Annotated in this window: 24 protein-coding genes; 13 read left to right on the top strand and 11 right to left on the bottom strand. The window is 69.3% G+C overall.

The features are described from left to right. Positions 1 to 43 precede the first annotated feature (43 nt). Positions 44 to 940: a helix-turn-helix transcriptional regulator gene (locus NF556_RS18150; protein WP_252592605.1), complete on the top strand. Its 897-nt coding sequence runs from the start codon at positions 44 to 46 to the stop codon at positions 938 to 940. Between the two features lie 33 nt (positions 941 to 973). Here NF556_RS18150 and NF556_RS18145 read toward each other — a convergent pair whose 3' ends face one another. The 6 genes from NF556_RS18145 to NF556_RS18120 form a co-directional block, all read right to left on the bottom strand. Next, complete coding sequence (locus NF556_RS18145) at positions 974 to 1,894, bottom strand: aldose epimerase family protein (RefSeq protein ID WP_252592604.1); 921 nt, start codon at positions 1,892 to 1,894, stop codon at positions 974 to 976. A gap of 7 nt (positions 1,895 to 1,901) precedes the next feature. Next, the gene (locus tag NF556_RS18140) at positions 1,902 to 3,164 is read right to left on the bottom strand and encodes a glycosyltransferase (RefSeq protein ID WP_252592603.1); all 1,263 of its coding nucleotides are present in this window, start codon (positions 3,162 to 3,164) and stop codon (positions 1,902 to 1,904) included. Continuing rightward, positions 3,161 to 3,904, bottom strand: coding sequence for a TetR/AcrR family transcriptional regulator (locus NF556_RS18135; protein ID WP_252592602.1), 744 nt, complete (start codon positions 3,902 to 3,904; stop codon positions 3,161 to 3,163). The genes NF556_RS18140 and NF556_RS18135 overlap by 4 nt, the downstream gene beginning before the upstream one ends. Positions 3,905 to 4,184: 280 nt before the next feature. Next, positions 4,185 to 4,580, bottom strand: coding sequence for a DIP1984 family protein (locus NF556_RS18130; RefSeq protein ID WP_252592601.1), 396 nt, complete (start codon positions 4,578 to 4,580; stop codon positions 4,185 to 4,187). An 82-nt stretch (positions 4,581 to 4,662) separates the two neighbouring features. After that, complete coding sequence (locus NF556_RS18125; protein WP_252592600.1) at positions 4,663 to 6,363, bottom strand: formate--tetrahydrofolate ligase; 1,701 nt, start codon at positions 6,361 to 6,363, stop codon at positions 4,663 to 4,665. Between the two features lie 46 nt (positions 6,364 to 6,409). Beyond that, a complete protein-coding gene (locus tag NF556_RS18120) occupies positions 6,410 to 6,898 on the bottom strand; it encodes an SRPBCC domain-containing protein (RefSeq protein ID WP_252592599.1) in 489 nt (162 codons plus the stop codon). A 16-nt stretch (positions 6,899 to 6,914) separates the two neighbouring features. Here NF556_RS18120 and NF556_RS18115 point away from each other — a divergent pair, with 16 nt between their 5' ends. Both NF556_RS18115 and NF556_RS18110 read left to right on the top strand, forming a co-directional pair. After that, positions 6,915 to 7,241 carry an ArsR/SmtB family transcription factor gene (locus NF556_RS18115; protein ID WP_252592598.1) on the top strand — a complete coding sequence of 109 codons (327 nt, stop codon included), beginning with the start codon at positions 6,915 to 6,917 and terminating at the stop codon, positions 7,239 to 7,241. Between the two features lie 68 nt (positions 7,242 to 7,309). After that, on the top strand, positions 7,310 to 7,834 hold the full coding sequence (locus tag NF556_RS18110) for a hypothetical protein (protein ID WP_252592597.1): 525 nt from the start codon (positions 7,310 to 7,312) through the stop codon (positions 7,832 to 7,834). A gap of 2 nt (positions 7,835 to 7,836) precedes the next feature. Here the strand turns inward: NF556_RS18110 and NF556_RS18105 are convergent, their stop codons facing one another. From NF556_RS18105 to NF556_RS18095, 3 genes are all read right to left on the bottom strand, one after another. Beyond that, positions 7,837 to 10,089, bottom strand: a complete 2,253-nt coding sequence (locus tag NF556_RS18105; RefSeq protein ID WP_252592596.1) for an SDR family NAD(P)-dependent oxidoreductase — start codon at positions 10,087 to 10,089, stop codon at positions 7,837 to 7,839. Between the two features lie 35 nt (positions 10,090 to 10,124). Then, on the bottom strand, positions 10,125 to 11,000 hold the full coding sequence (locus NF556_RS18100) for a DNA-3-methyladenine glycosylase family protein (RefSeq protein ID WP_252592595.1): 876 nt from the start codon (positions 10,998 to 11,000) through the stop codon (positions 10,125 to 10,127). Positions 11,001 to 11,178: 178 nt separating this feature from the next. Beyond that, the gene (locus NF556_RS18095) at positions 11,179 to 11,538 is read right to left on the bottom strand and encodes an iron chaperone (protein ID WP_252592594.1); all 360 of its coding nucleotides are present in this window, start codon (positions 11,536 to 11,538) and stop codon (positions 11,179 to 11,181) included. A gap of 173 nt (positions 11,539 to 11,711) precedes the next feature. On the opposite strand from NF556_RS18095, the gene NF556_RS18090 reads away from it, so the two are divergent. The 6 genes from NF556_RS18090 to NF556_RS18065 all read left to right on the top strand — a co-directional run bounded on the left by NF556_RS18090 (position 11,712) and on the right by NF556_RS18065 (position 16,321). Next, positions 11,712 to 12,167, top strand: a complete 456-nt coding sequence (locus tag NF556_RS18090; protein WP_252592593.1) for a pyridoxamine 5'-phosphate oxidase family protein — start codon at positions 11,712 to 11,714, stop codon at positions 12,165 to 12,167. Between the two features lie 104 nt (positions 12,168 to 12,271). Further along, on the top strand, positions 12,272 to 13,285 hold the full coding sequence (locus NF556_RS18085) for an ornithine carbamoyltransferase (protein WP_252592592.1): 1,014 nt from the start codon (positions 12,272 to 12,274) through the stop codon (positions 13,283 to 13,285). Continuing rightward, entirely contained in the window at positions 13,282 to 13,788 is a 507-nt protein-coding gene (locus tag NF556_RS18080; RefSeq protein WP_252592589.1) for a PH domain-containing protein, read from the top strand. Before NF556_RS18085 ends, NF556_RS18080 begins: the two co-directional genes overlap by 4 nt. Then, complete coding sequence (locus NF556_RS18075) at positions 13,785 to 15,455, top strand: PH domain-containing protein (protein ID WP_252592587.1); 1,671 nt, start codon at positions 13,785 to 13,787, stop codon at positions 15,453 to 15,455. Before NF556_RS18080 ends, NF556_RS18075 begins: the two co-directional genes overlap by 4 nt. Continuing rightward, positions 15,455 to 15,775, top strand: coding sequence for a tetratricopeptide repeat protein (locus NF556_RS18070; protein WP_252592585.1), 321 nt, complete (start codon positions 15,455 to 15,457; stop codon positions 15,773 to 15,775). Before NF556_RS18075 ends, NF556_RS18070 begins: the two co-directional genes overlap by 1 nt. Before the next feature lie 57 nt (positions 15,776 to 15,832). Next, a complete protein-coding gene (locus NF556_RS18065) occupies positions 15,833 to 16,321 on the top strand; it encodes a GNAT family N-acetyltransferase (RefSeq protein ID WP_252592583.1) in 489 nt (162 codons plus the stop codon). Between the two features lie 28 nt (positions 16,322 to 16,349). On the opposite strand, the gene NF556_RS18060 is transcribed toward NF556_RS18065, so the two are convergent. After that, positions 16,350 to 17,927, bottom strand: a complete 1,578-nt coding sequence (locus tag NF556_RS18060) for a dolichyl-phosphate-mannose--protein mannosyltransferase (protein ID WP_252592582.1) — start codon at positions 17,925 to 17,927, stop codon at positions 16,350 to 16,352. A gap of 101 nt (positions 17,928 to 18,028) precedes the next feature. Between NF556_RS18060 and NF556_RS18055 the strand changes: the two genes are divergently transcribed. From NF556_RS18055 to rsmI, 4 genes are all read left to right on the top strand, one after another. Continuing rightward, positions 18,029 to 18,724: a succinate dehydrogenase cytochrome b subunit gene (locus tag NF556_RS18055; protein WP_252592580.1), complete on the top strand. Its 696-nt coding sequence runs from the start codon at positions 18,029 to 18,031 to the stop codon at positions 18,722 to 18,724. Positions 18,725 to 18,770: 46 nt separating this feature from the next. Beyond that, entirely contained in the window at positions 18,771 to 20,741 is a 1,971-nt protein-coding gene (locus tag NF556_RS18050; RefSeq protein ID WP_252592578.1) for a fumarate reductase/succinate dehydrogenase flavoprotein subunit, read from the top strand. A gap of 55 nt (positions 20,742 to 20,796) precedes the next feature. After that, positions 20,797 to 21,540, top strand: a complete 744-nt coding sequence (locus tag NF556_RS18045; protein ID WP_252592577.1) for a succinate dehydrogenase/fumarate reductase iron-sulfur subunit — start codon at positions 20,797 to 20,799, stop codon at positions 21,538 to 21,540. 146 nt (positions 21,541 to 21,686) lie between these two features. After that, entirely contained in the window at positions 21,687 to 22,547 is an 861-nt protein-coding gene (rsmI, locus tag NF556_RS18040; protein ID WP_252592575.1) for a 16S rRNA (cytidine(1402)-2'-O)-methyltransferase, read from the top strand. A 50-nt stretch (positions 22,548 to 22,597) separates the two neighbouring features. On the opposite strand, the gene NF556_RS18035 is transcribed toward rsmI, so the two are convergent. Beyond that, positions 22,598 to 23,206: a DUF4126 domain-containing protein gene (locus NF556_RS18035; RefSeq protein WP_252592573.1), complete on the bottom strand. Its 609-nt coding sequence runs from the start codon at positions 23,204 to 23,206 to the stop codon at positions 22,598 to 22,600. Positions 23,207 to 23,341: the final 135 nt, after the last annotated feature.

Genomic DNA, 23,341 nt, shown 5'->3' with positions numbered 1-23,341 from the left:
CAGGGACAGGCTCTGCGGCGCCCGGCGAGAGACACTGGAGAGCATGGAACGATTCCCCACCGACCGCGACACCGACGCCGCCTTCGGGGAAGCCGAGCGCCCGGTGACCGAGCTGGGAGAGTTCCTGCGCTCACGGCGCGACCGGATCACACCGGATGAGGCCGGCGTGAACAGTTATGGCCGCCGCCGGGTGCCCGGGCTGCGCCGCGAGGAGTTGGCACAGCTCGCGGGAGTGTCCGTGACCTATCTGACCCGCCTGGAGCAGGGACAGTCGCAGAACGCCTCGGACGCGATCATCGGTGCCCTCGCTCGCGCCCTGCAGCTCGACGCCGACGAGCGGGCCCACCTGCACGCGCTGGCCCACCCGGCACCGCCGAAGCGGCCCCGCACAGCGACCAGGCCGGAGGTGGCCAAGCCGGGCGCGGAGCAGTTGCTACACGCGATGGTCGACGTGCCCGCGGTCCTGCTGGGGCGGTTCAACGACATCCTCGCGTGGAACCGGGCCGGGCACCTGCTGCTCGCTGGCCACCTGGACGCCGACGCGCCCGTGCTGGTCGAGGACCGCCCGAATCAGCTCAAGCTGCTGTTCCTGGACGAGCACACCCGTGACCTCTATGCCGATTGGCCCAGTGAGGCTGCCCGCGCGGTGGCCTCGCTCCGCTATGTCGCCGCGCAGTTTGCCGATGATCAGCGTCTGGCTGAGCTGGTCGGGGAGCTGAGCGTGAGGAGCCCGCAGTTCGCTCGGCTGTGGGCCGGGCACGACGTGCGCCTCTGCACGAGCGGTGCCAAACGCTTCCGCCACCCCGAGGTCGGCGAGCTGGAGTTGGGTTATGAGGTGCTGCACCTGCCCGAGGGCAACGGCCAGCGCATCCTCACCCACACGGCCGCGCCGGGCAGTGCCTCTTGTGCCGCCCTCCGGCTGCTCACGTCGACCTCCTGATCCGCGCTCGAACGCGGGACGTTGGATCGTGCCTCAGAGGGCCCGGACCTGCCAGCCCACCGTCACCGGCTCTTCTGTCAGCATGATCAGGTCGGTGCCGGAGTTGAAGGCGTCGGGCGGACAGGTCATCGGCTCGAGAGCAACGGCGTGCCGCGGACGGCGCGCGTCCCACTGAGCCGTGAAGATCTGCACCCAGCGGTGGTCCGCAGACCAGGTGACCTCGACCCCGGAGCCCGCTGGAGTGGTCAGCCTGGCGACGCGCTCGGTCAGCCCGCCAAAAGCATGGTCGATCTGCTGCTCACCCAGCATGCGCCCGCCACGCAGGTCCAGGCTCGCCTCGCCGACCGGGACGAGATCCTGGGGCACCAACCGCTCATCGACCGTGAGGACCGACTCGGCCGGCAGCTCCAGGGTCCAGTCCTGCGCCGGACCCTCACCCGCCACAAAGTAGGGGTGCACCGTCACGCCATAGGGCGCTGGGCCGGCCGGCCCCGTCTCGATCGGCCGCTGCTGCGCCGTCACCTGCCAGGTCAAACCGCCTTCGGCGTCCAACTCGTATGCCGTGGCGAGGGTCAGTGCCCACGGATAGCCCGGTTGTGGCTGGGTGTCCAGACCCCACCGCGCGGTGGTGGCCGTGGACTCCAGCAGGTTCCAGCGCTGGTCGTGCACGAACCCGTGGAGGGCATGCCCCCGGTCGGGTTCGGTGATTGCCAGCTCGTGCTGTTGCCCGTCGTGCTCCCACCGGCCGTCGACGACCCGGTTGGGCCACGGTGCACAGATCGCACCCTCGAACGCCGGCCGGCCGAGCTGCCCACCGGAGGGCAGGACCAGGTCGCGGTCGTCGTGGCGCAGCGAGGCGAGGGCGCCGCCGGCCGCGGTGGTCGTCGCGGTGTAACGACCGGCACGCAGCGTGACGTGGTCGGGGGTCTGGGGCTGGGAGGTGGAGGAGGGCACCCGACGGTTATACAGGGCGGGTCGTGCTCTGGGCGAGATCGACGATCATCTCGGCGCTGCGGGTGGCTCCGACCGGCTGCGACAGGTCACGCATGCGGCGCGCGGCGCCGCGCAGGTGAGCATCGGTCAGGAGCCGGTCAACGATGGCCGGCAGGTTGCCTCGCCGGAGGTCACGGGTGGTGAACCGGATGGCGTTGCCAGCGCGGACACACTCGTCCAGGTTGAGACGCTGTTCGGCCTGCAGTCCGATGCCGGCGAAGGGCGCTCCCGAGGCGCACGCGGTCTGCACCGTGCCCTCGCCTCCGTGGATCACGGAGGCGTCGATCCGCCCGGCCAGGAGGTGTGCGGGGAGGAAGTCATAGACCTGCACGTTCGGCGCGAGGGCGGCTCGGTCACGATCGGTGAGGTAGCGTCCGGCGCTCGACACGATCTCGATGTCGAGGTCCGAGACCTGCTCGAGGACGGTGCGGGCCAGCTCTCGTCCCGCCGACGATCCCAGACCGACATAGGCCACGGGGCGATCGACGGTGGCGAGCGCCTCCACGCGCGTGGGCAACGACCCGGTCGCCTGGGCAAACACCGGGCCCACCGCGACCTCGCGCGTGGCCAGTGGTCGTTGATCCAGGAGGGGAGGCAGGGAGGCGATGAGGTTCAGGTCGGCGTCGAGGGCCTCGATCGTCCGGGCCGGGAGCCGGACGCCGTGTTCGGCGGCGACGCGACGAAACGAGCGGGGCTTCCAGCGCACCGACCGAACCAGCCGGCCCACCACCCTGGCGGTCACTCGGTTCACCCCCGAGGCCACAGCGCCGTGTCCCGACAGCAGGGGGAAGGTCTCCATCCGCGTCAGGTGGCCCCGGCTCATGGCGTAGGGGCGGACATAGACCAGCGGAACCTTGCTGGCGCGTGCCGAGATGAACAGGCTCAGCGTGGTGCCGATGACGATGCACTGCGGCTGCCAGCGCTCGATGATGGCGCGTTCGCTCGCCACCCGGCGCCGCACGACATCCGTGGTGAAGGGGTGGCGCAGCGAGCGCCCCTGGTCGGCTGCGATGAGCTGATCGGCGTCCCGCTCGCTGAGCTCGGGGTCGAGGAGGGTGAAGGTGAAACCGCCCTCCCGGATGTAGTCGGCGAAGCGCCGCGAATAGCCCATGAACGCCACCTCGCCGCCCGCGGCCTCGACGGCCCGTGCCACCTCGACCGCCCGGGTGGTCTCGCCCAGATTGAAGGTCTCCGGAGCGAACAGGACGCGTGCCTGGGACGCGCCCGTCACGAGGAGTCTTCCTCGGGAAAGAAGGCCGCAAGGGCGCTGAGCATCAGGTCTCGCACCTGCTCGGGGTTCGTGGGTGGCCCGCCCCCGACGGGGTCCGGCCCGGCGATCCCGGCGAGGTGCGGGAACCGCTCGGCAGACAACTCGCCACTGGCGTGCGCGGCGGACGAGAAGAGGTGAGCGAGGTCATCGAACCGGCCACGGTCAGCGCGGCGACGGGCCTCGAAACGGATGTTCTCGGTGATCAGCAACACCGTGTTCAGCCGTTCTGCTCTCGGGAGGGAGCTGTCGGCGAGCACGCTCAGTGCGGCATCGATCCACGCGGCGTTGCGTGGGGTCAGGGCGGGGGTGTCCCTGGGCAGTTCTAGCAGCCAGGGATCGCGCGCATATAGATCGAGAAGGGCCTGCCACAGCCTGCGGAATCGGTCGCGCCACGAGCCCACCAACTCTGGCGGGTCCCCGAGGGCGTGATCGAGCATGGCCGAGAGGAGGTACTGGTGGCTGCTGACGTGCCGATAGAGCGCCATCTTTGCGCAGCCCACGTCCTCGGCGACCCGCGTCATGGACACTGCTGGCAACCCGTCGGCGCGTGCCGCCGCGACCGCCGCGTCCACGATCTTCGGCAACGAGAGTCGCGGCCGAGGTCCCGGCCGGCTGGCTGCCGACGTGTCCGGTGCTGCCCACAGCCGGGAGAGGGCCAGACCTGCCTCCCGAACCTGCTGTGCCGCTCCCTGTTCGTTCACGAGAGCAACGATAGCGTCCATCGGACGCAATTAAAAGATGCTGGACTCGCGACCGAGTGGGTTCCCCATGCCCACCCTCATCCGGAGACGCGATCAGCACGCGGTGGTGCGCTGTTCCTTCTGAGCGGTCACAGGTGCCTCGTGCGGGGCTGCCCGGCTCAGTGGCTCTCGCTGCCCCTCGCGACCTTTTCCAGAGGTATGGCTGGGTTGGCCGCCAGCCCGGCGTGTGCTCGCCTCGTGTCCCCGGACTACCGACTCACTCGGTCGCAGTCCGGTGTGTTCAATCCATCAGCTCAGTGGCCCAGTTGGCCTCCTGCAACGTGCTGTCCAGCTCGCGGTGGGCACGCGCCTGCTGATCTGCCTCGCGGCGTAATTGCGGGACCGAGAGATCAGTCACGTCCCGCAGCTCTGATCGCAGTTGCCGCCCCCAGCCCAACTCACGACGCTGCCCGCTGGCAGCATCCGCCAGCGTGGCGGTCAGAGCGCGCTTGGCCGACAGGGCGTCCCGTTGCGCGAGCGCGTCAGTGATGGTCAGGTTCGGCGCCAGCTTCGTGGCAGCGTTGGTGCGGTTGATCCGCCGGACAAGTTGCTCGATCTCATCGATGACGGCGAGCGCCTCGGTGTGCAGCTCAGCCGGATCCTCCGGGGGTGGGCACCCATCCTCGTCCCCTCTCATCAGCCGTTTGCACAGCATGGCTGAGATCCGGAACCAGTGCCGAGAGTTGTCCACAGGCTCAAGCAGATGGGGCAGGAGTGACTCAGGACAGGCCAGTGATCGTCCCGTCCGCCGACAGCTCGATGCGCTCGGCATTGGGGTGCCGGGACAGACCGGGCATCGTGCGCATGTCACCGGCGATGGCATAGACATACCCCGCGCCGACGTTGGCTCGGACCTCGCGCACCGGCAACCGCCATCCCGTGGGGGCGCCCATCAGGCTCGGATCCGAGCTGATCGACAGATGGGTCTTGGCGATGACGACCGGCAGCTCGCCGAAGCCGGCGTTCTCATAGGTCGCCAGGGCCCGGGCTGCGGCCGGGGCGTAGTCGACCCCGTCTGCGCCGTAGACCTGTGTGGCGATGGCCTCGATCTTGTCGGTGAGGCTGTCCTCGAGGGCATAGGTCGGGATGAAGGCCGCCGGCTCCTCGGCGGCGGCCAGGACCTCACGAGCGAGATCTTCCGCCCCGGCGCCACCCTCCGCGACGTGTCGCGTCACGGCGCAGCGCACGCCCATCTCGGCGGCTAGCTCCCGGATGACCTCGTGCTCGCTGTCGTGGTCCTGCGGGAAGGCGTTGATGGCCACGACCGGGCTGACTCCGAAGGCACGGACGATCTCGATGTGCGCCCGCAGGTTGTCCAGCCCCGCGCGCACCTCGTCAGGGTTCTCGGCGAGCAGGCTCTCGGGCAGTGGTCGCCCGGCCTTGATGTCATAGCGGCCCGAGTGGACCTTCAGAGCGCGCACCGTCGTGACGATCACGGCGGCGTCAGGCTCGAGGCCACCCACGCGACACTTGACGTTGAAGAAGCGCTCCGCCCCCATGTCGGCGCCGAAGCCCGCCTCGGTCACGACCAGGTCCGCGTGGCTCAGCGCGATCTGGTCGGCCACGACGGAGGAGGTGCCGGTCGCGATGTTGCCGAACGGGCCGCAGTGCACCAGCGCGGGGCCGCCCTCGAGGGTCTGCAGCAGATTGGGTTTGAGCGCATCGCGCAGGATGACCGCCATCGCGCCGGCCACCCCCAGATCCTCCGCGCTGACCGGCTTGCCCTCGCCGGTGTAGCCCACCACGATCCGGCCCAGTCGGGCCCGCAGGTCCTGATAGGACGTCGCCAGCGTCATCAACACCATCACCTCGGACGCAGCGGTGATGTCGAAGCCGGTCTCGCGCACCAGGCCGTCCGCGCGGGCGCCCATCCCGACGACGATGTTGCGCAGAGATCGGTCGTTGACGTCCATCACCCGGCGCCAGGTGATGTTGCGCAGATCGAGGTCGAGCTCGTTGCCGAAGTGCAGGTGGTTGTCGACCGCGGCGGCCAGCAGGTTGTGGGCGGCCGTGATGGCGTGGAAGTCGCCGGTCAGGTGCAGGTTGAGCCGCTCCATCGGCACCACCTGGCTGTAGCCACCGCCGGCGGCCCCGCCCTTGATCCCGAACGTCGGGCCCATCGACGGCTGCCGCAGCGTGGCCACGGCGTTGGAGCCGAGCCGCCGCAGCGCCTGGGTCAGGCCGACCACCGTCGTGGTCTTGCCCTCGCCCAGGGGAGTCGGAGTGATGGCTGACACCACGACATACTTCCCTCGCGGTTCGTTCGCGGCCGCGGCCAGGTCGATCTTGGCGACATCGCGCCCATAGGGCTCGACGTGCTCGGGAGCCACACCGAGGTCACTGGCAACTTCGGCGACCGGGCGCAGGGTGGCGGCGCTCGCGATCTCCAGATCGCTGGGCAGGGGAGTGGGACGGGTCATGGGACGAGCGTAGGCGTCCAGGCTCCGGGCCCTGGAGGAAGGGCGGTCAGCGGTAGAAGCCCTCGCGCAGATTGATGCCGTGCTCGACCCAGACCTTCAGAGCGCTCAGCATGCCGGTCCAGCCCTCGCAGTTGCCGAAGGCGTTCTTGGCCCCCGCGGTCGTGGGTTTCCAGCTGGACTCGGTGATGGTGACCAGCGTCCGGGTGTCGTCGTCCAGCGGCTCGAACTCGAAGGTCGTCGTGGTGGTCCCCGACGGGTCGGTGGTGGCCTCGCTGCCGCCGTCGGCGCCCCACTGGATCACGATCCGGCGCGGCGGGCCCGCCTCGAGCACGGTCACCGGGAAGCGGCCGGGCTCGTCGTGGAAGTCCCAGGTGACGTCGGCGCCGGCCTCGAGCCGCCCACGGGCACCACCGGTCGTGAAATAGCGGGACAGCTGCTCTGGGTCTGCCACCGCGTCGTAGACCTCGGCGCACGGCCGCGCGACGCGCCCGGACACGGTGAAGGACAGTTCGGTCAGCTGCGGTGAAGAGAACATGTGATAGTTATATAACATGAATGGCGAAGAGGGCAAGAGCTTTGACGAGGACGACCGCGTCTTCAAGGCCCTCGCCTCGGCCACCCGCCGGCAGATGCTTGACGTCCTGCGGGACGCGCCCCGCACCACCGGTGGGCTCTGCGATCAGTTCCCGGCGCTGGACCGGACCACCGTGCTGCAGCACCTGAGGGTGCTGGAGCGCGCCGACCTCGTGATCGGTCGCAAGGTGGGCCGGGAGCGGCATCTCACGCTGGCGCCGCAGCCCATCAAACGCATTCACGACCGGTGGATCGGGGACTACACCCGCGCCGCCGTCGACCTGCTGGACCGCCTGGGGGAGTGAGCTGCTCGCCCGGTGGCATAGTGATCTCAGACACATTGGGCACGTGAGCGCGAGATCGGGGACATGACATGGGGCTGTTTGGCAGCGACGAGGACAAGGCGCGCAAGGAGGCCGAGCGGGTCGAGCGGGAGCGCGCGCTGGCCGATCAGCAGCAAGCGCAGTCGGAGACCCGTGCCCGGCAGGAGTGGGCCGCCTCACCCCTCGGCCAGGCCACCCTCGCGAAGGAGGGCGGTCAGACCTTCTTTGAGGTCCAGGTCGAGGTGGGTCGCGCCGAGGGTCAGGCGATGTGGGGGACCCGGGACTATGCCTCGAGTGAGCAGATCACCAGCTCCGCCGAGCTGCTCGGTGAGATCGAGCGTCTGGGGTGGCGGCTGGAGCACGCTGGCTATGTCTTCCGGATGACCGGTCAGTCCAGCACCGAGCGGATGTTTGTCTCGGGCGAGGAGTCCGCCGTCAGCGGTGTCACGCTGGGGATCTATCTGTTCCGCAATGTCGGGGGTGCGATCGACCAGGGCGGCGCCGACCAGGGCGGCGCCGGCCAGCGCCGCGCCAGCCATGCCGCGGACAACATCAGCGCGGGCAGCCAACTCTAGGCTCAGCGGGCCGCGCCGGAACGACGCAGGCGGCGCGCGATCGACCTCTGCTGCGCCCGACTGGCCCGCACCACGAGCGGCGCGACCCGCACGGCCAGTCCGGGGGCCAGGTCCAGGGCCCGGGCCTGGAGGCCGCGCCAGCGCGGCACCGACGTCACCGGGCGCGGCCTGGCCACCACCTGCATCACCACGTCGGCGAGCTCTCCGGGCCGGAGCAGCTTGCCGGAGAAGGACATTGAGGCGCCCGGGTCGTCGAGCTTGTCGAACAACATGGGGGTCCACAGACCGTCCGGGCAGAGGCAGCTGATGTGGATGTCGGTGTGGCCGGCCAGCCGCAGGTCGGCCAGGGCCGAGGTGCTGAACCCGAGGACGGCATGTTTGGACCCGGCATAGACGCCCTCCCCGGGCACGGTGACCAGCCCGGCGAGTGAGGCGATGTTGATGATGTGCCCACGCTCGGCCGGCCGCATCACCTCCAGGGCGGCGATCGTGCCGTGCATCGTCCCGAGCGTGTTGACCTCGAGCATCAGTCGGCGCGTGGCGTCGTCGTGCTCCCAGACCGGGCCGGTCGCCAGCACTCCCGCGTTGTTGACCCACAGCGCCAGGCCGGGGTCAGCGAGCCGTTGCGCCAAGGCGCGGCAGGCCTCCTGATCTCGCACGTCCAGGGTCTCGCCCACCGCTGGGTGAGCCGGGGCGGTGGCGTTGATGTCCTCCGCCGTGGCGCGGGCCTGGTCCCCGTCCACATCGGTGACGTGCACGGCATACCCCTCACGGGCCAGGCGCACCGCGATCTCCCGACCCAGGCCCCGCCCCGCTCCGGTGACCACCGCCGCGCCGTGGCGCCGGCGGGTGGCACGCTGACGCCCTCGACGCCGCTCGCGGGACAGGTCCCAGAGATAGTGATCGAAGTCGACCTCCATCGTGTGGCGCGGGGAGGCATAGAACCGGGCGGCGTTGCGCTCGTGGTCGGCGGTCATCTGCGTGCGCACCTCATCCTCGGCGGGGAACGCATAGCTGCCAGTGAGGATCTCGGTGATCCACTGAGCCTGCGCCTCCGCCAGTGGCATGACTGCCCCGATGGGCTGCAGCAGGCCCAGGAAATAGAGCCCGGGCAGGTCGGGGTGGATGGTGCGCTTCCACAGCGGCAGGTTGTTGCCCGGGGCCGCGAGGAGTTGGGGGTCCAGGAACGGGAAGCTCACTCGATAGCCCGTGGCCCAGACGATCAGGTCGGCGGGGGTGCTGCTGCCGTCGACGAAGTCCACCCGGTCTCCCGCCAGTCGCTCGATGGCCGGGCGCGGGGTGACCCGGCCCGAGCGCAGCGCATCGCGGATCTCCTCGGACTGCACCGGGTGCGACTGGCCCGGAGAGTGCGCGGGTTGGGGGAGCCCGAGGCGGGCGATGTTGCCGGCGCTGAGCGCGCCGAGGCGCAGGCGGGCGCGGGTCAACAGCCAGGGCGCCCACCCCGGCGCGGTGATCTGGTCGGAGGCGATGCCAGCGGTGAACTTGGGCAGCACCCACTGGCCGCGTCGCTGCGACAACGTGGTGGACGCGGCGACCTGCGCACCGGCGGAGGCGATGTCGAGGGCGGAGTTGCCGGAGCCGACGACGACCACGTGGCGATTCCGGAGCTGCTCGCTCGAGCGATAGTCGTGGGAGTGAATCTGCTCCCTGTCGAAGGTGCCGGGATAGGGCGGATCGGGCCATCGCTGGTCCCAGTGGTGGCCGTTGGCGACGAGCACCGCCGCATAGTCCCTGGTCGTGGTGCCCTCGGGGCCCTCGGTCATCACCCGCCAGTCGTTGCGATCCACGGGGTCGTCGAGCGAGCCGCGTGCCTCAGCGCCTCGCTCGACGCTGGTGACGCGCGTGCCGAACGTGATGGTGTGGCGGAAGCCGAAGTGGTCGACATACGCCTCGAAATAGGCCGCGACCTGGTGGTGCTTGGCGTAGGGCGGGTAGTCCGGTGGCATCGGGAAGTCGGAGTAGGCCATCCGCCGGGTCGAGGTGTTGATCTCCAGGGTCTCGTAGCAGGCGGACTGATCGTTGGGGTTGTCGAGCACCCAGTTGCCGCCGACCACGGAGCCCATCTCGAAGCAGTCGAAGGGCACGCCCGCCAGATAGAGGGCCTTCGCGGCGGCCAGCCCGCTGGATCCTGCCCCGATGACACAGACCCGGGGCAGCGAGAGGTCGGGCTCCACGCGCTCGGTGACGGCGGGGGCACGGTCGCGCTGCGTGACCAGATAGGGCATGGCGGTCATGCTGCCACGATGGTTACCGCCTGGTCACCTGGGTGTCAGCCCACCGTCTGACCGGCCCACAGGTGCGCTGTGGCCCAGGCGCGGTGGGGTCGCCACGTCTCCGCCTCCCGCTGGGCCTGCGGGGCCGGGGCACCGTCGAGGGCACGGCGCACCACGGCGTCGGAGGACGGGAAGGCGTCTGGGTCACCCAGGGCGCGCAGCGCGAGGTATTCCACCGTCCACGGGCCGACGCCGGGCACGCCCAGGAGGTGCGCCCGTGCGCTGGTCGGGTCGGCCTCAGGGGTGAGGTGGAACCCGTCGGCGAACAACTGGGCGACCGCCTGGACCGTCCGCGCCCGCGAGGTGGTCAGCCCGACTGCGGCGCGCAACTCCTCCAGTGGTGCCCGCACCAGGGTGTCGGCGGAGGGGAAGATCCGCAGGCCCTCCACAGCGCCGGGGGAGTATGCCGCCCGCAACCGTTCTCCGAACAGCCTGGCAGAGGAGAGGGTCACCTGTTGACCAACGACGGTGTCGATCGCCGCCTCGAAACCGGCCGGGTGACGCAGTGGTCGCAGGGCGGGGCGCTGGCTGACCAGTGGGGCCAGGCGTGGGTCGAGCGACAGGCGGGCGGCCACGGGTCCTGGGTCGGTGGTCAGATCGAACCACCAGGTGACGACGTCGGTCGCCTCGTCGAGGACCGGAGCCGGCGCCCGGAGGGTGACCCCGCCGGGGTGGATGAGCACGGTGATGGCGGTTGGTGCACCGCCAAGGGTCAGCAGACGCCGGTGGGTGCCGGTCGCGTTGTCGGCGACGTTGCCGGCGCGCGGCTCGAGCGTCACCGACTCGCTGCCGGGTGTCGCGTGGTTGACCAGGGTCGTCAGGACCGCCCCTGCCTCCAGCCCGCCGACGGCTGGCAACTCCACCTGGTCCATGGGTCATGCCTAGCACCCGCCGGAGACACAGTGGTGCGGAATGGATCATCGAAACCACTCCACCATGCCCGCCCGTATTGCGAGACGTGCATGAACCTTGCCCTCGCATCGCCGGTCGTGGCATCACGACTATGCCGAAGAGGGGGCTCTTGCGGTTGCCTGACCCAGATGCTGTAGGTCAGCCCCCGGCCGCCTCCTTGCTCGATGCCTGTGCCAGCCGTTCCACGAGGTCGTCCGGGATCGGTTTGCGCGGCGAGAAGGTGATGCCGGTCTTTGTCGCCTTCAGTCCAGCGGCTGCGATCTCGTCTGCCTGTTCGGCGATGGCGCCGGGGAGGAGATACAGCCCGCACTGCCTGCTGAACGCTGCATAGCTCGCGACGACCGTGCCACCGATCCGGAATCCTGGCATGTTGTAGGCCACCATCTCCTCCGCTTCGGGCAGGGCACGAGCCAAGATCGCGCGCAACCGTGTCAGCAATGGTTGGAAAGCCTCGGGCGCCGCCTCGATGTAGGCGTCGTGGTCAACGACCGTCGTCATGGCTGGTTCTCCCTGTTGCAGGTCCAAGGTTCTGCGTCCATTCTGCCGAGATCTCACCCGACACGCCCAACTCTTGTGGCGGCTCAGTGGAGCAATCTGTCAAAGACCGTCTGTTCTGTCGCCCGGCATCCGCAGCAGGGGAGTGCCCGGGGCCGCTGGCTATCGTGAGGTGCATGGCTTCCCCCGAGCCGCGTGACGCGGCCACCCGCAAGGCGGACTCCCTGACCCTGCTCACGACCGAGGCAATCGACGCCTGGGTGGCGACGGCTTCGACGGACGGCGCGCCGCACCTGGTCCCGCTCTCCCTGCTGTGGCGGGACGACTCGGCGGTGATCGCGCTGCCGGAGTCCTCCGTGACGGCTCGCAACATCGTCGCGACGGGACGAGCCAGACTCGGCGTCGGACCGACCCGTGACGTGGTGCTGGTCGATGTCGTCCTGGACAGCGCGGTCGGGGTGGAGACGGACGAGGATCTGGCCGATGCCTATGCGGCGCAGGCTGACTGGGATCCACGCGGCGCGGAGGGTTACGTCTACCTGATTCTGCGACCCGAGCGGGTGCAGGCCTGGCGCGAGGCCAACGAGATGGTCGGTCGCACGCTGATGCGCGAGGGCGCCTGGCTGGTCTGACCACTGCCGGGACGGGTGCGGGTCGACGCGTCCATCAGTGCGATGCTTGGGGGAGCGTGATGCACGCATGCGAGAACTGGCGATGGGCAGGGAAGGAACACGAGATGGCAGTTGACCTGCGGGGCCGCAGCCTGCTGAGCCTGGTCGAGGAGAGCCCGGAGGAGATCCGGCACCTGCTGGACCTCGCCGCCGACCTCAAGGCCGCCAAGCGAGCCGGGACCGAGCAGCGTCGCCTCGCGGGCCGCAACATCGCGCTGATCTTTGAGAAGACCTCCACCCGCACCCGGTCCTCCTTCGAGGTGGCTGCCGCTGACCAGGGCGCCGCCACCACCTTCCTGGAGCCCAAGTCCACGCAGATCGGGCACAAGGAGTCCATCAAGGACACCGCACGGGTGCTGGGGCGGATGTTCGACGCGATCCAATACCGCGGCTCCGAGCAGAGTGTCGTCGAGGAGCTTGCTGCATTTGCCGGGGTGCCGGTCTACAACGGCCTCACCGACGACTGGCACCCCACCCAGATGCTGGCCGATGCGCTCACCATGATGGAGCACTCCGACAAGCCGCTGGAGCAGATCTCCTACGCCTACCTCGGCGATGCCCGCAACAACATGGGCAACTCGCTGCTGCTGATCGGCGCCAAGCTCGGCATGGATGTGCGCATCGGGGCGCCGCGGGCCCTGCAGCCGACCGACGAGCTCATCGCACAGTGCCAGGCGGTCGCCGAGCAGACCGGCGCGCGGCTCACGCTCACCGAGGACCCGCTCGAGGCGGTCCGGGGCACCGACTTCGTGCACACCGACATCTGGGTCTCCATGGGGGAGCCCGCGGCTGCCTGGGCCGAGCGCATCGAGGTGCTCCTGCCCTTCCAGGTCAACAGCGCCCTGATGGAGGCGACCGGCAACCCGGACGTCAGGTTCATGCACTGTCTGCCGGCCTTCCACGACACCGGCACGGACACCGCCCGCGAGCTCGTTGGGCGCTATCCGCACCTCGCCGACGGCGCCGAGGTCACCGACGAGGTCTTCGAGTCGGAGGCCAGCATTGTCTTCGACCAGGCCGAGAACCGAATGCACACGATCAAGGCGCTGATGGTCGCCACCCTGGGGGGCACCACATGAGCACGGCCACGGGCGACCCCGCCCTCCGCGACCCGGCCCGCAAGGTCTCCCGGAGCGCCATCGGCTATTGGACGACCACCGCGCTGATCTGGGAGGGCATCTTCCTGGCGATCCTCGCGGTCGTCTATTTCGTCGTGCTCCCCGACCGGTGGTGGTGGGCCACGGTGATCCTGGCGCTCGCCGTCGTGATGGCCCTGGTCGAGATCCTGATCGTGCCGCGGTTCAAGTTCGCTGTGCACCGCTGGGAGGTCACCGAGACCGCGATCTACACCCGATCGGGCTGGCTCAACGTCGAGCAGCGCATCGCGCCGCTGTCGCGGGTGCAGACCGTCGACTCCGAGCAGGGCGCAATCCAGCGGATGTTCGGCCTGGCCTCCATCACGGTGACCACGGCGTCCTCGGCCGGAGCGATCGAGATCAACTGCCTGGACCAGGACGAGGCCCGCCGCGTGGTGGCCGACCTGACCGAGATCACCGGCCGCGACGAGGGTGACGCAACGTGACGGTGCCCTCGGACACCCCACCCAGCGGTCCGGCATACGACCTCCCGGCGCCGCAGGCCGTCCGGGACCAGGAGTGGCACCGGCAGTCCCCACGGATGCTCCTCGTGCACCCGGTCCGGGTGCTGTGGTCGATGGCCGTCCCCATCGTCATCGCGTTCATCGGGATCAGCCGTTCGGACGGCGGCTGGTCGGTCCGGTTGCTGCCGGTGCTGGTCATCCTCGCGCTCGCGGCCGGTGTGATCCCGTGGTTCACCACGCACTATCGGTTCACCGACACCCAACTGCAGGTGCGCAAGGGTCTGCTCAACAAGTCGGAGAAGACCGCGCCGCTGGACCGGGTGCGCAGCGTGGACCTGGAGTCGCCGCCGCTGCACCGGGTCCTCAGCCTGTCCCGCGCCAAGATCGGCACGGGCGTCGACGAGTCGCGCGTCGAGCTCGACGGGCTGGCCACGGCCGATGCCGCACAGCTGCGCGAATACCTGCTGCTGCGAGGTGCCCAGGGGCGCTCGCCGTCCCCGGCGGGACCGACAGAGCCCGGTATGCCGCAGGCTGGCCCCCAGGGCGCCGCATCGCAGTCCGTGGGTCCGGTGGGTCTGCCCCAGGAGCAGCTGCTGGCCGAGATCGACTGGTCCTGGTTGCGGTTCGCGCCGTTCAGCCTCTCCAGCCTGGTCATCGTGGCCACCGCCCTGGGTGTGCTCTTCCAGTTCGGTGACGACTTCGGGGTCCTGAGCCAGGATCGGGTGACCGGCACCTACGAGTGGGTGCTGGCCCAGGCGATCATCGCGATTGTGCTGGTGGGCCTGATCGTGCTGATCGTCGGCTGGCTCGTGGTCTCGACCCTCAACTATGTGATCCAGTGGTGGAACCTGCGGTTGGTGCGTGAGTCGGGCGGCACGATCCGGCTGACCCGGGGCCTGCTGACGACCACCTCCACGACCGTCGAGGAGGCCCGGATCCGCGGGGTCCAGTTGACCGAGCCGCTGCTGCTGCGGGCCGTCGGCGGGGGCGAGCTGTCCTCGCTGGCCACCGGTGTCGGCTCCGGGGGCACCACCAAGTTGCTGCCTCCCTGCCCGCGCCCGGTGGCCGAGTCGGTCGGGCACAGCGTGCTCGGCACCGGCGAGCACCTCGTCGACCCGACCGGCGCAGACGACCAGGACGCGGGCACGGGCGGTGACGGCACGCTGGACGGGCCCCTGACCGTGGGCGTGCGCAGCCACGGAGATGCTGCGCACCGCCGGCTGCTGTTCCAGAGCCTGTGGCCGACCCTGACCCTGACCGCGATCGTCGGGGGACTGACCTGGTGGCTGGCCTGGCCGTGGTGGATCGTCGGTGCAGTCTTCGGTGGCACCGGTCTGCTCAGCCTCCTCTCGGCCGAGCTGAGCTTCCGCAACCTCGGGCACCGCCTGACACCGGAGCACGTGGTGAGCCGCTCCGGTGCCTTCCAGCGTCAGCGGGTCGTCCTCGAGCGCGCGGGCATCATCGGGTGGGTGGTGCACCAGTCCTTCTTCCAGCGGCGGCGCGGGCTGGCTGACCTGCTCGCCACGACGGCGGCCGGTCCTGAGGTCGTCAGGGTCTCCAACATCCCCCTGCCGTGGGCCATCGAGCTCGCGAGCCAGACCACCCCCAACGTCGTCGACCAGTTCCGGTCGGCCAGAGAGGAGGCGTGATGGCCGAGGACCTCACGCAGACCTATGACCGGGCCACCTTCCTGTTCGAGAACAAGGAGTTCGCCAAGGCCGCCGAGCTGTTCGCGCGACTGGTCGAGGAGGAGCCGGACCATCTCGAGTCCCGGATGTGGCTGGCCCGCTCCTACTACCACTCCGCCCAGCTCGGCCGGGCGGAGGAGGTGCTCGTCGTGGTCGTCGGACGCTGGCCGAGCGAGGCCTATGCCCACCTGCTGCTGGCCCGGACCCTGCAACGTGCCGGCCGGGCCGAGGAGGGCCGCCAGCACCTGCTGCTCGCTGAGGCGATGGGCCTGACGCAGTAGTCCTGCGGCTGCGGAAAACCTGAGGCGCCTGAGTGGACGCGCGGCTACGTTCGAGGCATGGCCACCACCGACCCCGTGCCCAAGGACTCTGTGCCCAACGACTTCGTGCCCGCGGGATTTGAGCCCCCGCGCTCGCTGACCACCGACCGCTTCCGCCTCGAGCCTCTCGGCCCGCAGCACAACGAGGCCGACCGGGCCGCGTGGATGAGCAGCGTCGAGCACATCCGGGCCACACCGGGCTATCCGGACGGCAGCTGGCCGCGCCCCGAGGGGATGTCACTGGAGGACAACCTCAAGGACCTGACGCGTCACGAGGCCCATTTCGAGGCCGCCAAGGGGTTCACCTTCACGGTGCTCGACCCGCGCGACAACGACGTCATCGGGTGCGTCTACCTCTATCCGACCAAGGAGGAGGGCCACGACGTCAGCGTCCAGTCCTGGGTCCGGGCCAGCCACGCCGACCTCGATGGGCCGCTCGCGGACGCCCTGGTCGCCTGGATCGACGCCGACTGGCCGTGGGAGCGTCCCTACCGCTACGGCCGGTGAGAGCAGGTCGGCGCGGAGTCAGGTCCGGCTAGGTCCAGAAGTCGAACCACATGCGCAGCTCCCACTGATCGCGCGGGATGGTCGAGGCGGTGTAGACCGGGTAGTACCAGACGAACAGGGCCACGGCGGCGGTCACATAGAGGATCACGATCGCCGCACCCCACCGGCGCCGGATCAGCGGGTCCTCGGCGCGACCGAGCGCCAGGGACAGGCAATAGGTGACGATCAGCACCAGCCACGGCACGAACGCCACGGCATAGAAGCTGTAGATCGTGCGGGTCTGATACATGAACCACGGCAGCCACCCGGCGATCAGCCCGGACAGCGCGGCCCCGGCCCGCCAGTCCCGCCCGATCAACCACATGAAGGCCACGACGAGCAGCCCCAGGGTGGCGCCCCACCAGATGAACAGGTTGCCCAGGGAGGCGATGTAGGTGACGCAGTCGGCCGCTCCGCAGCCGTCCTCGCCGAGTTTTGGCCACCGGGAGTAGAACAGCGTGGGCCGGCCCTGGACGATCCAGGACCACGGGTTGGAGGACCACGCGTGCTCGTTGTGCAGCCCGACGTGGAAGGTCATGATCTCTTGGTGGTAGGCCCACAGCGACCGCAGCGGGTCGGGCACGAGGGACGCCAGCCCCAGGGCGGGGTTGTCGGCGGCCCACTGCCGCTTGTAGCCGTGGTCGGTCCCGAACCAGCCCACCCAGCTGACCAGATAGGTCACCAGCGCGACGGGCACGGTCTGCAGGAAGGCCGGTATGCCGTCGCGCACCGCTGAGCCGATGAACCACTTCTGTGCCCCGGCGGCTCGGCGAGCGCCCATGTCCCACCAGACGGTCATCAGGCCGAAGGCCGCCAGGAAGAACAGGCCAGACCACTTGGTCCCGATGCACAGCCCCAGGCTGACCCCGGCGGCCACCCGCCACCAGCGGATCCCGAGGCCCGGGCCCCACTGCATACTGCCGGGTGTCGGTGCCAGCGCGTTGACCCGTGCCGCCAGGCGCTTGCGGCCGTCCTCACGGTCGATGAGCAGCAGGCAGAACGCGGCGAGCGCCCAGAACATGACGAAGATGTCGAGCAGCCCCGTGCGCGAGTGCACGAAGTGGTGACCGTCAGCCGCCAGCAGGGTGGCTGCGGCCGTGGCCAGCAGGGGGTTGTGGAACATCCGCCACGCGGCGCGGCCGACCATCAGGATCGACAGGGTGCCCACCACGGCGGCGATGATGCGCCAGCTGAACGCGTTGTCCACCCCGAACATCCACTCGCCCAGGCCGATCATCCACTTGCCGACGGGCGGGTGCACCACCATGTCGGGGGTGTCGCCGAAGACGTCGGGGTTGCCGGCGGTGAACAGGACGTCGGGCTCCTCCAGCCCGTCGCGCACCTCCATCTCGGTGCCGAACTTGATGAGGGACCAGCCCTGCTTGACGTAGTAGGTCTCGTCGAAGATCAGCGAGGAGGGGTGCCCCAGGTTGATGAGTCGGATGACGCCCCCGAGCACCATCACGATCAGCGGCCCCCACCACGCCCAGGCCGCGGACCGGGCACTCACCGACGGTCCGAGCAGGCGCGCGCGCAGGCGGGTCGGCCCCCCGGTCGGTTCGGTCACCGCGTCATAGTAGGCCGCGAACCTGTCCCAATCACCGCTCCCGTCGCCCGGTCGCGGCGGGTATCCGTCAGGCGGCGTGTCGCCAGTAGTACAGTCCTGACGTGGCCACCTCAACAATCTCCGCAGGCAAGCGGCCCAAGACATCGAGCATCCTGCTCAAGACGGTGATGGCCGTCACAGGGTTGATCTTTGTCGGGTTCATCCTTGCCCACATGTACGGCAACCTGATGATCTTTGCCGGCACGGACAGCTTCAATGAGTACGCGCACCACCTGCGCGAGTTCGGCACCCCGATGCTCCCAGAGAAGGGTTTCCTCTGGGTCATGCGCATCGTGCTGCTGGCCAGCGTCGTGCTGCACGCGGCCTCGGCCTTCATGCTGTGGGGCCGTGCCGGTCAGGCCCGCACCACGCGCTATGTCGCGCGCAAGGGTGAGTGGGCGACCTTCGTCAAGCGCTCCATGCGCTGGGGCGGCGTTGCCCTGCTGATCTTCGTGGTCTTCCACATCCTGCACTTCACGACCAACACCATCCAGATCGGTGGCGACTTCGACAACCCGGCCGACCGCCTGGTGGCCAGCTTCGGTGAGTGGTGGGCCGTCCTGCTCTACCTCCTTGCCGTGGCCGCCCTGGGCATGCACCTGCTGCACGGCATCTGGTCAGCGGGCATGACGCTGGGCCTGAACACCAGCCTCGACATGGCCGAGCGCCTGCGGCTCGTGGCCATCCTCGTCGCGGTGGTCGTCGTGGTCGGCTTCGCGCTGCCCCCGGTGGCCATCCTCCTCGGACTGATCCCATGACCGCACACTCACTGACTGCCGGGCGCACCAGGACGGAGCACACACGATGACCGCACCCCTGATCGAGGGTCTCTACCGCGAGGGCGAGCCGATCGCCGACACGGCGGCTCCCAAGGTGCCGATCGAGACGATGTGGACCCAGCGGAAGTTTGACGCCCAGCTGGTGAACCCGACCAACCGGCGCAAGCTCGACGTGATCATCGTCGGCACCGGCCTGGCCGGCGCCTCCGCGGGGGCGACCCTGGGCGAGGCCGGCTACAACGTGAAGTCGTTCTGTTATCAGGACAGCCCGCGCCGCGCGCACTCGATCGCGGCCCAGGGCGGCATCAACGCCGCCAAGAACTACAAGGGCGACGGCGACTCGATCTACCGGCTGTTCTATGACACGACCAAGGGCGGGGACTACCGCTCGCGTGAGACCAACACCTACCGGTTGGCCGAGGTCAGCGCCGACATCATCGACCAGTGCGTCGCCCAGGGTGTGCCCTTCGCCCGTGAGTACGGCGGTCTGCTGGACAACCGGTCCTTCGGTGGCGTGCAGGTCTCGCGCACCTTCTATGCCCGCGGTCAGACCGGCCAGCAACTGCTGATCGGTGCCTACCAGGCCCTCGAGCGCCAGATCGGCGCCGGCACGGTCAAGATGTATGCCCGTCACGAGATGTTGGAACTGATCGTCGTCGACGGCAAGGCCCGCGGCATCATCGCCCGCGACATGGTGTCCGGTGAGATCCAGACCCACCTGGCCGACGCGGTTGTGCTCGCCACCGGTGGCTACGGCAACGTCTACTTCCTGTCGACCAACGCGATGGGGTGCAACGTCACCGCCTCGTGGCGTGCGCACCGCAAGGGTGCCTACTTCGCCAACCCGTGCTACACGCAGATCCACCCGACGTGCATCCCCGTCTCCGGTGACCACCAGTCCAAGCTGACCCTGATGTCGGAGTCGCTGCGCAATGACGGGCGCATCTGGGTGCCCAAGCGGCGCGAGGACTGCGAGAAGGACCCCCGCGAGATCCCCGAGGAGGACCGCGACTACTACCTGGAGCGGCTCTACCCCTCCTTCGGCAACCTGGTGCCCCGCGACATCGCCTCCCGGCAGGCCAAGAACATGTGTGACGAGGGCCGCGGTGTCGGCCCCAAGGTCGGCGACTTCCGCCGCGGTGTCTACCTGGACTTCAAGGAAGCCATCGGACGCCTCGGCGAGGACGCCGTGCGCGCCAAGTACGGCAACCTGTTCGACATGTACAAGCAGATCACCGGCGAGGACCCCTACCAGGTGCCGATGCGCATCTACCCGGCGGTCCACTACACGATGGGCGGGCTCTGGGTCGACTACGACCTGCAGGCCACCATCCCGGGACTGTTCGTCGCCGGCGAGGCCAACTTCTCCGACCACGGTGCCAACCGCCTCGGTGCCTCGGCCTTGATGCAGGGTCTGGCCGACGGCTACTTCGTGCTGCCCAACACGATCCGTGACTACCTCGCCAGCGGCCCCTACGAGCCGATCGACGAGCAGCACCCGGCCGTGGTCGAGGCGCAGGACGCCGTCGAGGGCCGCATCGCGACCCTGCTCGGCATCAACGGCGATCGCACGGTCGACTCCTTCCACAAGGAGCTCGGGCACATCATGTGGGAATACTGCGGCATGGAGCGCACCGAGGAGGGCCTGCGCAAGGCGATTGACCTGATCCGGTCTCTGCGCGAGGAGTTCTGGCGCAACGTGCGCGTGCTCGGCGCCGCCGACACGCTCAACCAGTCGCTGGAGAAGGCCGGCCGCGTCGCCGACTTCCTCGAGCTCGGTGAGCTCATGTGCATCGACGCGCTGCACCGCCGCGAGTCCTGTGGTGGTCACTTCCGCGCGGAGAGCCAGACCGAGGACGGCGAGGCGCTGCGGCACGACGACGAGTTCCTCTACGTCGGTGCCTGGGCGTGGGGCGGCGACAACAGCGAGCCGATCCTGCACAAGGAGCTCTTGGAATACGAAGCCATCGAGCTGAAGCAACGGAGTTATAAGTGATCAGCCCCAGCAGTGCCCCGACCGTTGCCCACTTCGACTCTCGTGGAGGGACCCGATGAAACTCACCCTGAAGATCTGGCGGCAGACCGGCCCGGAGGACAAGGGCGGTGTCGTCACCTATCCGATCAATGACGTCTCCGAGGACATGTCCTTCCTCGAGATGCTGGACGTGCTCAACGAGGACCTGATCGCCAAGGGCGAGGAGCCGGTCGCCTTCGACAGCGACTGCCGTGAAGGCATCTGCGGCATGTGTGGCGTGATGATCAACGGCGAGGCGCACGGCCCCGAGCGCACCACCACCTGCCAGCTGCACATGCGCTCCTTCCGCGACGGCGACGAGATCGTCATCGAGCCCTGGCGGGCCGACGCCTTCCCGGTGATCAAGGACCTGTGTGTCGACCGTGGCTCCCTCGACCGGATCATCCAGTCCGGCGGCTACATCTCGGCCAACACCGGCTCGGCCCCGGACGCCCACGCCACACCGGTCCCCAAGGAGGACGCAGACCGTGCGTTCATGGCGGCCGAGTGCATCGGCTGCGGCGCGTGCGTCGCCGCGTGCCCCAACGCCTCGGGCATGTTGTTCATGGGCGCCAAGATCACCCACCTCGGCGAGTTCCCGCAGGGCCAGCCCGAGCGTGACGCGCGCGTGCTGTCCATGACGGCGCAGCACGACGAGGAGGGCTTCGGTGGGTGCACCAACCTCGGCGAGTGCTCCCGCGCCTGCCCGAAGGGCATCCCGCTCAACGTCATCTCGCAGATGAACGGCGACCTGCTCCGCGCCACGCGGCACCAGGCCTGACCAATTTTGATAGAGGTTTCGTACGCCCACCCCGCATTTTGATAGAGGTTTCGTACGCCTACCCCGCATTTTCGTAGAGGTTTCGCACACCGACCGGGTCGCTCGTGGCGATCCTGCTCGGGCCCGGCACCGTGGAGGGATCGCCTGTGACCCAGGACTCGCCCGGCGTCGGGCGCGCGGCACTCGTGTTGGCGGCAACCCCGATCGGCGACTCCCGGGATGCCTCACCGCGCCTGCTGGAGGAGCTGACGACCGCCGACGTCGTCGCCGCCGAGGACACCCGCCGGCTGCGTCGCCTCACCGACCGCCTCGGGGTCACGGTCACGGGCGACGTCATCTCCTATCACGAGCACAACGAGGCCTCGCGCACACCCGATCTGGTCGCGCGGATCGCGGCGGGGGAGCGGGTGCTGCTGGTCACGGACGCGGGCATGCCGTCGGTGTCCGACCCTGGCTATCGCCTCGTGGCCGCCTCGGTGGCCGAGGACCTGGCAGTCACCTGCGTGCCCGGTCCCTCCGCCGTGCTGATGGCCCTGGCCGTCAGCGCCCTGCCCGTCGACCGGTTCTGCTTTGAGGGCTTCCTGCCCCGCAAGACCGGCGAGCGCGAGCGGGCCCTGGCCCAACTCGTGGCCGAGCCGCGCACGATGGTCTTCTTTGAGGCGCCGCACCGGTTGGCCGCGACCCTCACCTCGATGGCCACCGTCCTGGGGGAGGACCGACCAGCGGCCGTATGCCGTGAGCTCACCAAGACCTACGAGGAGGTCCGCCGCGGTGGGTTGGCTGAGCTCGCTGCCTGGGCCGCTGACGGCGTGCGGGGGGAGATCACGGTCGTGGTCGCGGGGGTGGATCCCGCCGCCGGGCCGGTCACCGAGGTCGCCGACGTCGTCCCAGAGATCCGGGAGCGCACGGAGGCTGGGGAGCGGCTCAAGGACGTCTGCAAGGACGTCTCCCGGCGCACCGGCCTGTCGGCCAAGGCGCTGTATGACGCGGTCCTGGCTGCCCGCTGAGGCCTCTCCTGGCCCGGTGCTGAGTAGTTGGTGCTGCCTGTAGGCAGGCGTCAGCCGTAGTAGGCCGCGACGGCCTGCTCGCGCTCGCGGCGCCGCTTGCGACCCTTGCGCCACAGCACGACGGCGCCCCACAGCATGAGCAGCAGCGCGAAGATCACGATGATCGGGAAGAAGATCGCCACGAAACTCAGGCCCACCGAGGCGGTGTCCTCGGCGGTCGACATCAGGGGTGCGCCGATCCCCAGGGTGCTCGCGTTGACGACCGGACGAGTGACGGCCTTGCCGGTGTGCACGATGCCCGCTGTGACGATGCCCAGGACCACACCGATCCAGGGGTTGTCCTGCATGAAGGAGGAGCCCTGCTCCAGGTCCTCAGCGGCCTGGGTGGCGGCGAAGATCAGACCACCAGAGGCCGGGCGGATGAAGGTGCCGACGGCATCATTGATGTGGTCGACGACGGGGATCTTGTCGAAGACCACCTCACCGACGAGCAGCACCGCCGCGCCGCCAATGGCCCAGTCGGACTCGATCCAGGCATATTGCGACGGCAGGTTGAGGACCTCCGTGAACCGGGCGACCACCGCCACGATCAGGAACGGGATGTAGGCATTGAGCCCGGCCGCGGCAGAGAGCCCGGCCCCAGTGAGTGCAGCGAGCATGGTCAGCCTCGCCCCCTTCGTCGATCGGCGGGCCCCGGCGGGGCCCGTTGCAGTCAGTCAACCATGACGGGCCTAGGACGTGTTCTCGTCAGCACCGGTTCCGTCACGCTGATGTGACCTAGCCAACGACGGTGG

The sequence above is a fragment of the Ornithinimicrobium faecis genome (assembly GCF_023923225.1).
GTDB lineage: Bacteria > Actinomycetota > Actinomycetes > Actinomycetales > Dermatophilaceae > Ornithinicoccus > Ornithinicoccus faecis.
The sequence above is the reverse complement of the archived record's forward strand: the minus strand, read 5'-3'. Positions and strand labels throughout refer to the sequence as shown.

What these genes read in the sequence shown, in the direction of transcription:
- NF556_RS18115 (WP_252592598.1), top strand. Translation starts at nt 6,915, where the DNA reads ATGAATGGCGAAGAGGGCAAGAGCTTTGACGAGGACGACCGCGTCTTC.
- NF556_RS18130 (WP_252592601.1), bottom strand. Translation starts at nt 4,580, where the DNA reads ATGAGAGGGGACGAGGATGGGTGCCCACCCCCGGAGGATCCGGCTGAG.
- NF556_RS18080 (WP_252592589.1), top strand. Translation starts at nt 13,282, where the DNA reads ATGAGCACGGCCACGGGCGACCCCGCCCTCCGCGACCCGGCCCGCAAG.
- NF556_RS18095 (WP_252592594.1), bottom strand. Translation starts at nt 11,538, where the DNA reads ATGACGACGGTCGTTGACCACGACGCCTACATCGAGGCGGCGCCCGAG.
- NF556_RS18125 (WP_252592600.1), bottom strand. Translation starts at nt 6,363, where the DNA reads ATGACCCGTCCCACTCCCCTGCCCAGCGATCTGGAGATCGCGAGCGCC.
- NF556_RS18085 (WP_252592592.1), top strand. Translation starts at nt 12,272, where the DNA reads ATGGCAGTTGACCTGCGGGGCCGCAGCCTGCTGAGCCTGGTCGAGGAG.
- NF556_RS18065 (WP_252592583.1), top strand. Translation starts at nt 15,833, where the DNA reads ATGGCCACCACCGACCCCGTGCCCAAGGACTCTGTGCCCAACGACTTC.
- NF556_RS18090 (WP_252592593.1), top strand. Translation starts at nt 11,712, where the DNA reads ATGGCTTCCCCCGAGCCGCGTGACGCGGCCACCCGCAAGGCGGACTCC.
- NF556_RS18120 (WP_252592599.1), bottom strand. Translation starts at nt 6,898, where the DNA reads ATGTTCTCTTCACCGCAGCTGACCGAACTGTCCTTCACCGTGTCCGGG.
- NF556_RS18110 (WP_252592597.1), top strand. Translation starts at nt 7,310, where the DNA reads ATGGGGCTGTTTGGCAGCGACGAGGACAAGGCGCGCAAGGAGGCCGAG.
- NF556_RS18035 (WP_252592573.1), bottom strand. Translation starts at nt 23,206, where the DNA reads ATGCTCGCTGCACTCACTGGGGCCGGGCTCTCTGCCGCGGCCGGGCTC.
- NF556_RS18105 (WP_252592596.1), bottom strand. Translation starts at nt 10,089, where the DNA reads ATGACCGCCATGCCCTATCTGGTCACGCAGCGCGACCGTGCCCCCGCC.
- NF556_RS18050 (WP_252592578.1), top strand. Translation starts at nt 18,771, where the DNA reads ATGACCGCACCCCTGATCGAGGGTCTCTACCGCGAGGGCGAGCCGATC.
- NF556_RS18150 (WP_252592605.1), top strand. Translation starts at nt 44, where the DNA reads ATGGAACGATTCCCCACCGACCGCGACACCGACGCCGCCTTCGGGGAA.
- NF556_RS18100 (WP_252592595.1), bottom strand. Translation starts at nt 11,000, where the DNA reads ATGGACCAGGTGGAGTTGCCAGCCGTCGGCGGGCTGGAGGCAGGGGCG.
- NF556_RS18045 (WP_252592577.1), top strand. Translation starts at nt 20,797, where the DNA reads ATGAAACTCACCCTGAAGATCTGGCGGCAGACCGGCCCGGAGGACAAG.
- NF556_RS18070 (WP_252592585.1), top strand. Translation starts at nt 15,455, where the DNA reads ATGGCCGAGGACCTCACGCAGACCTATGACCGGGCCACCTTCCTGTTC.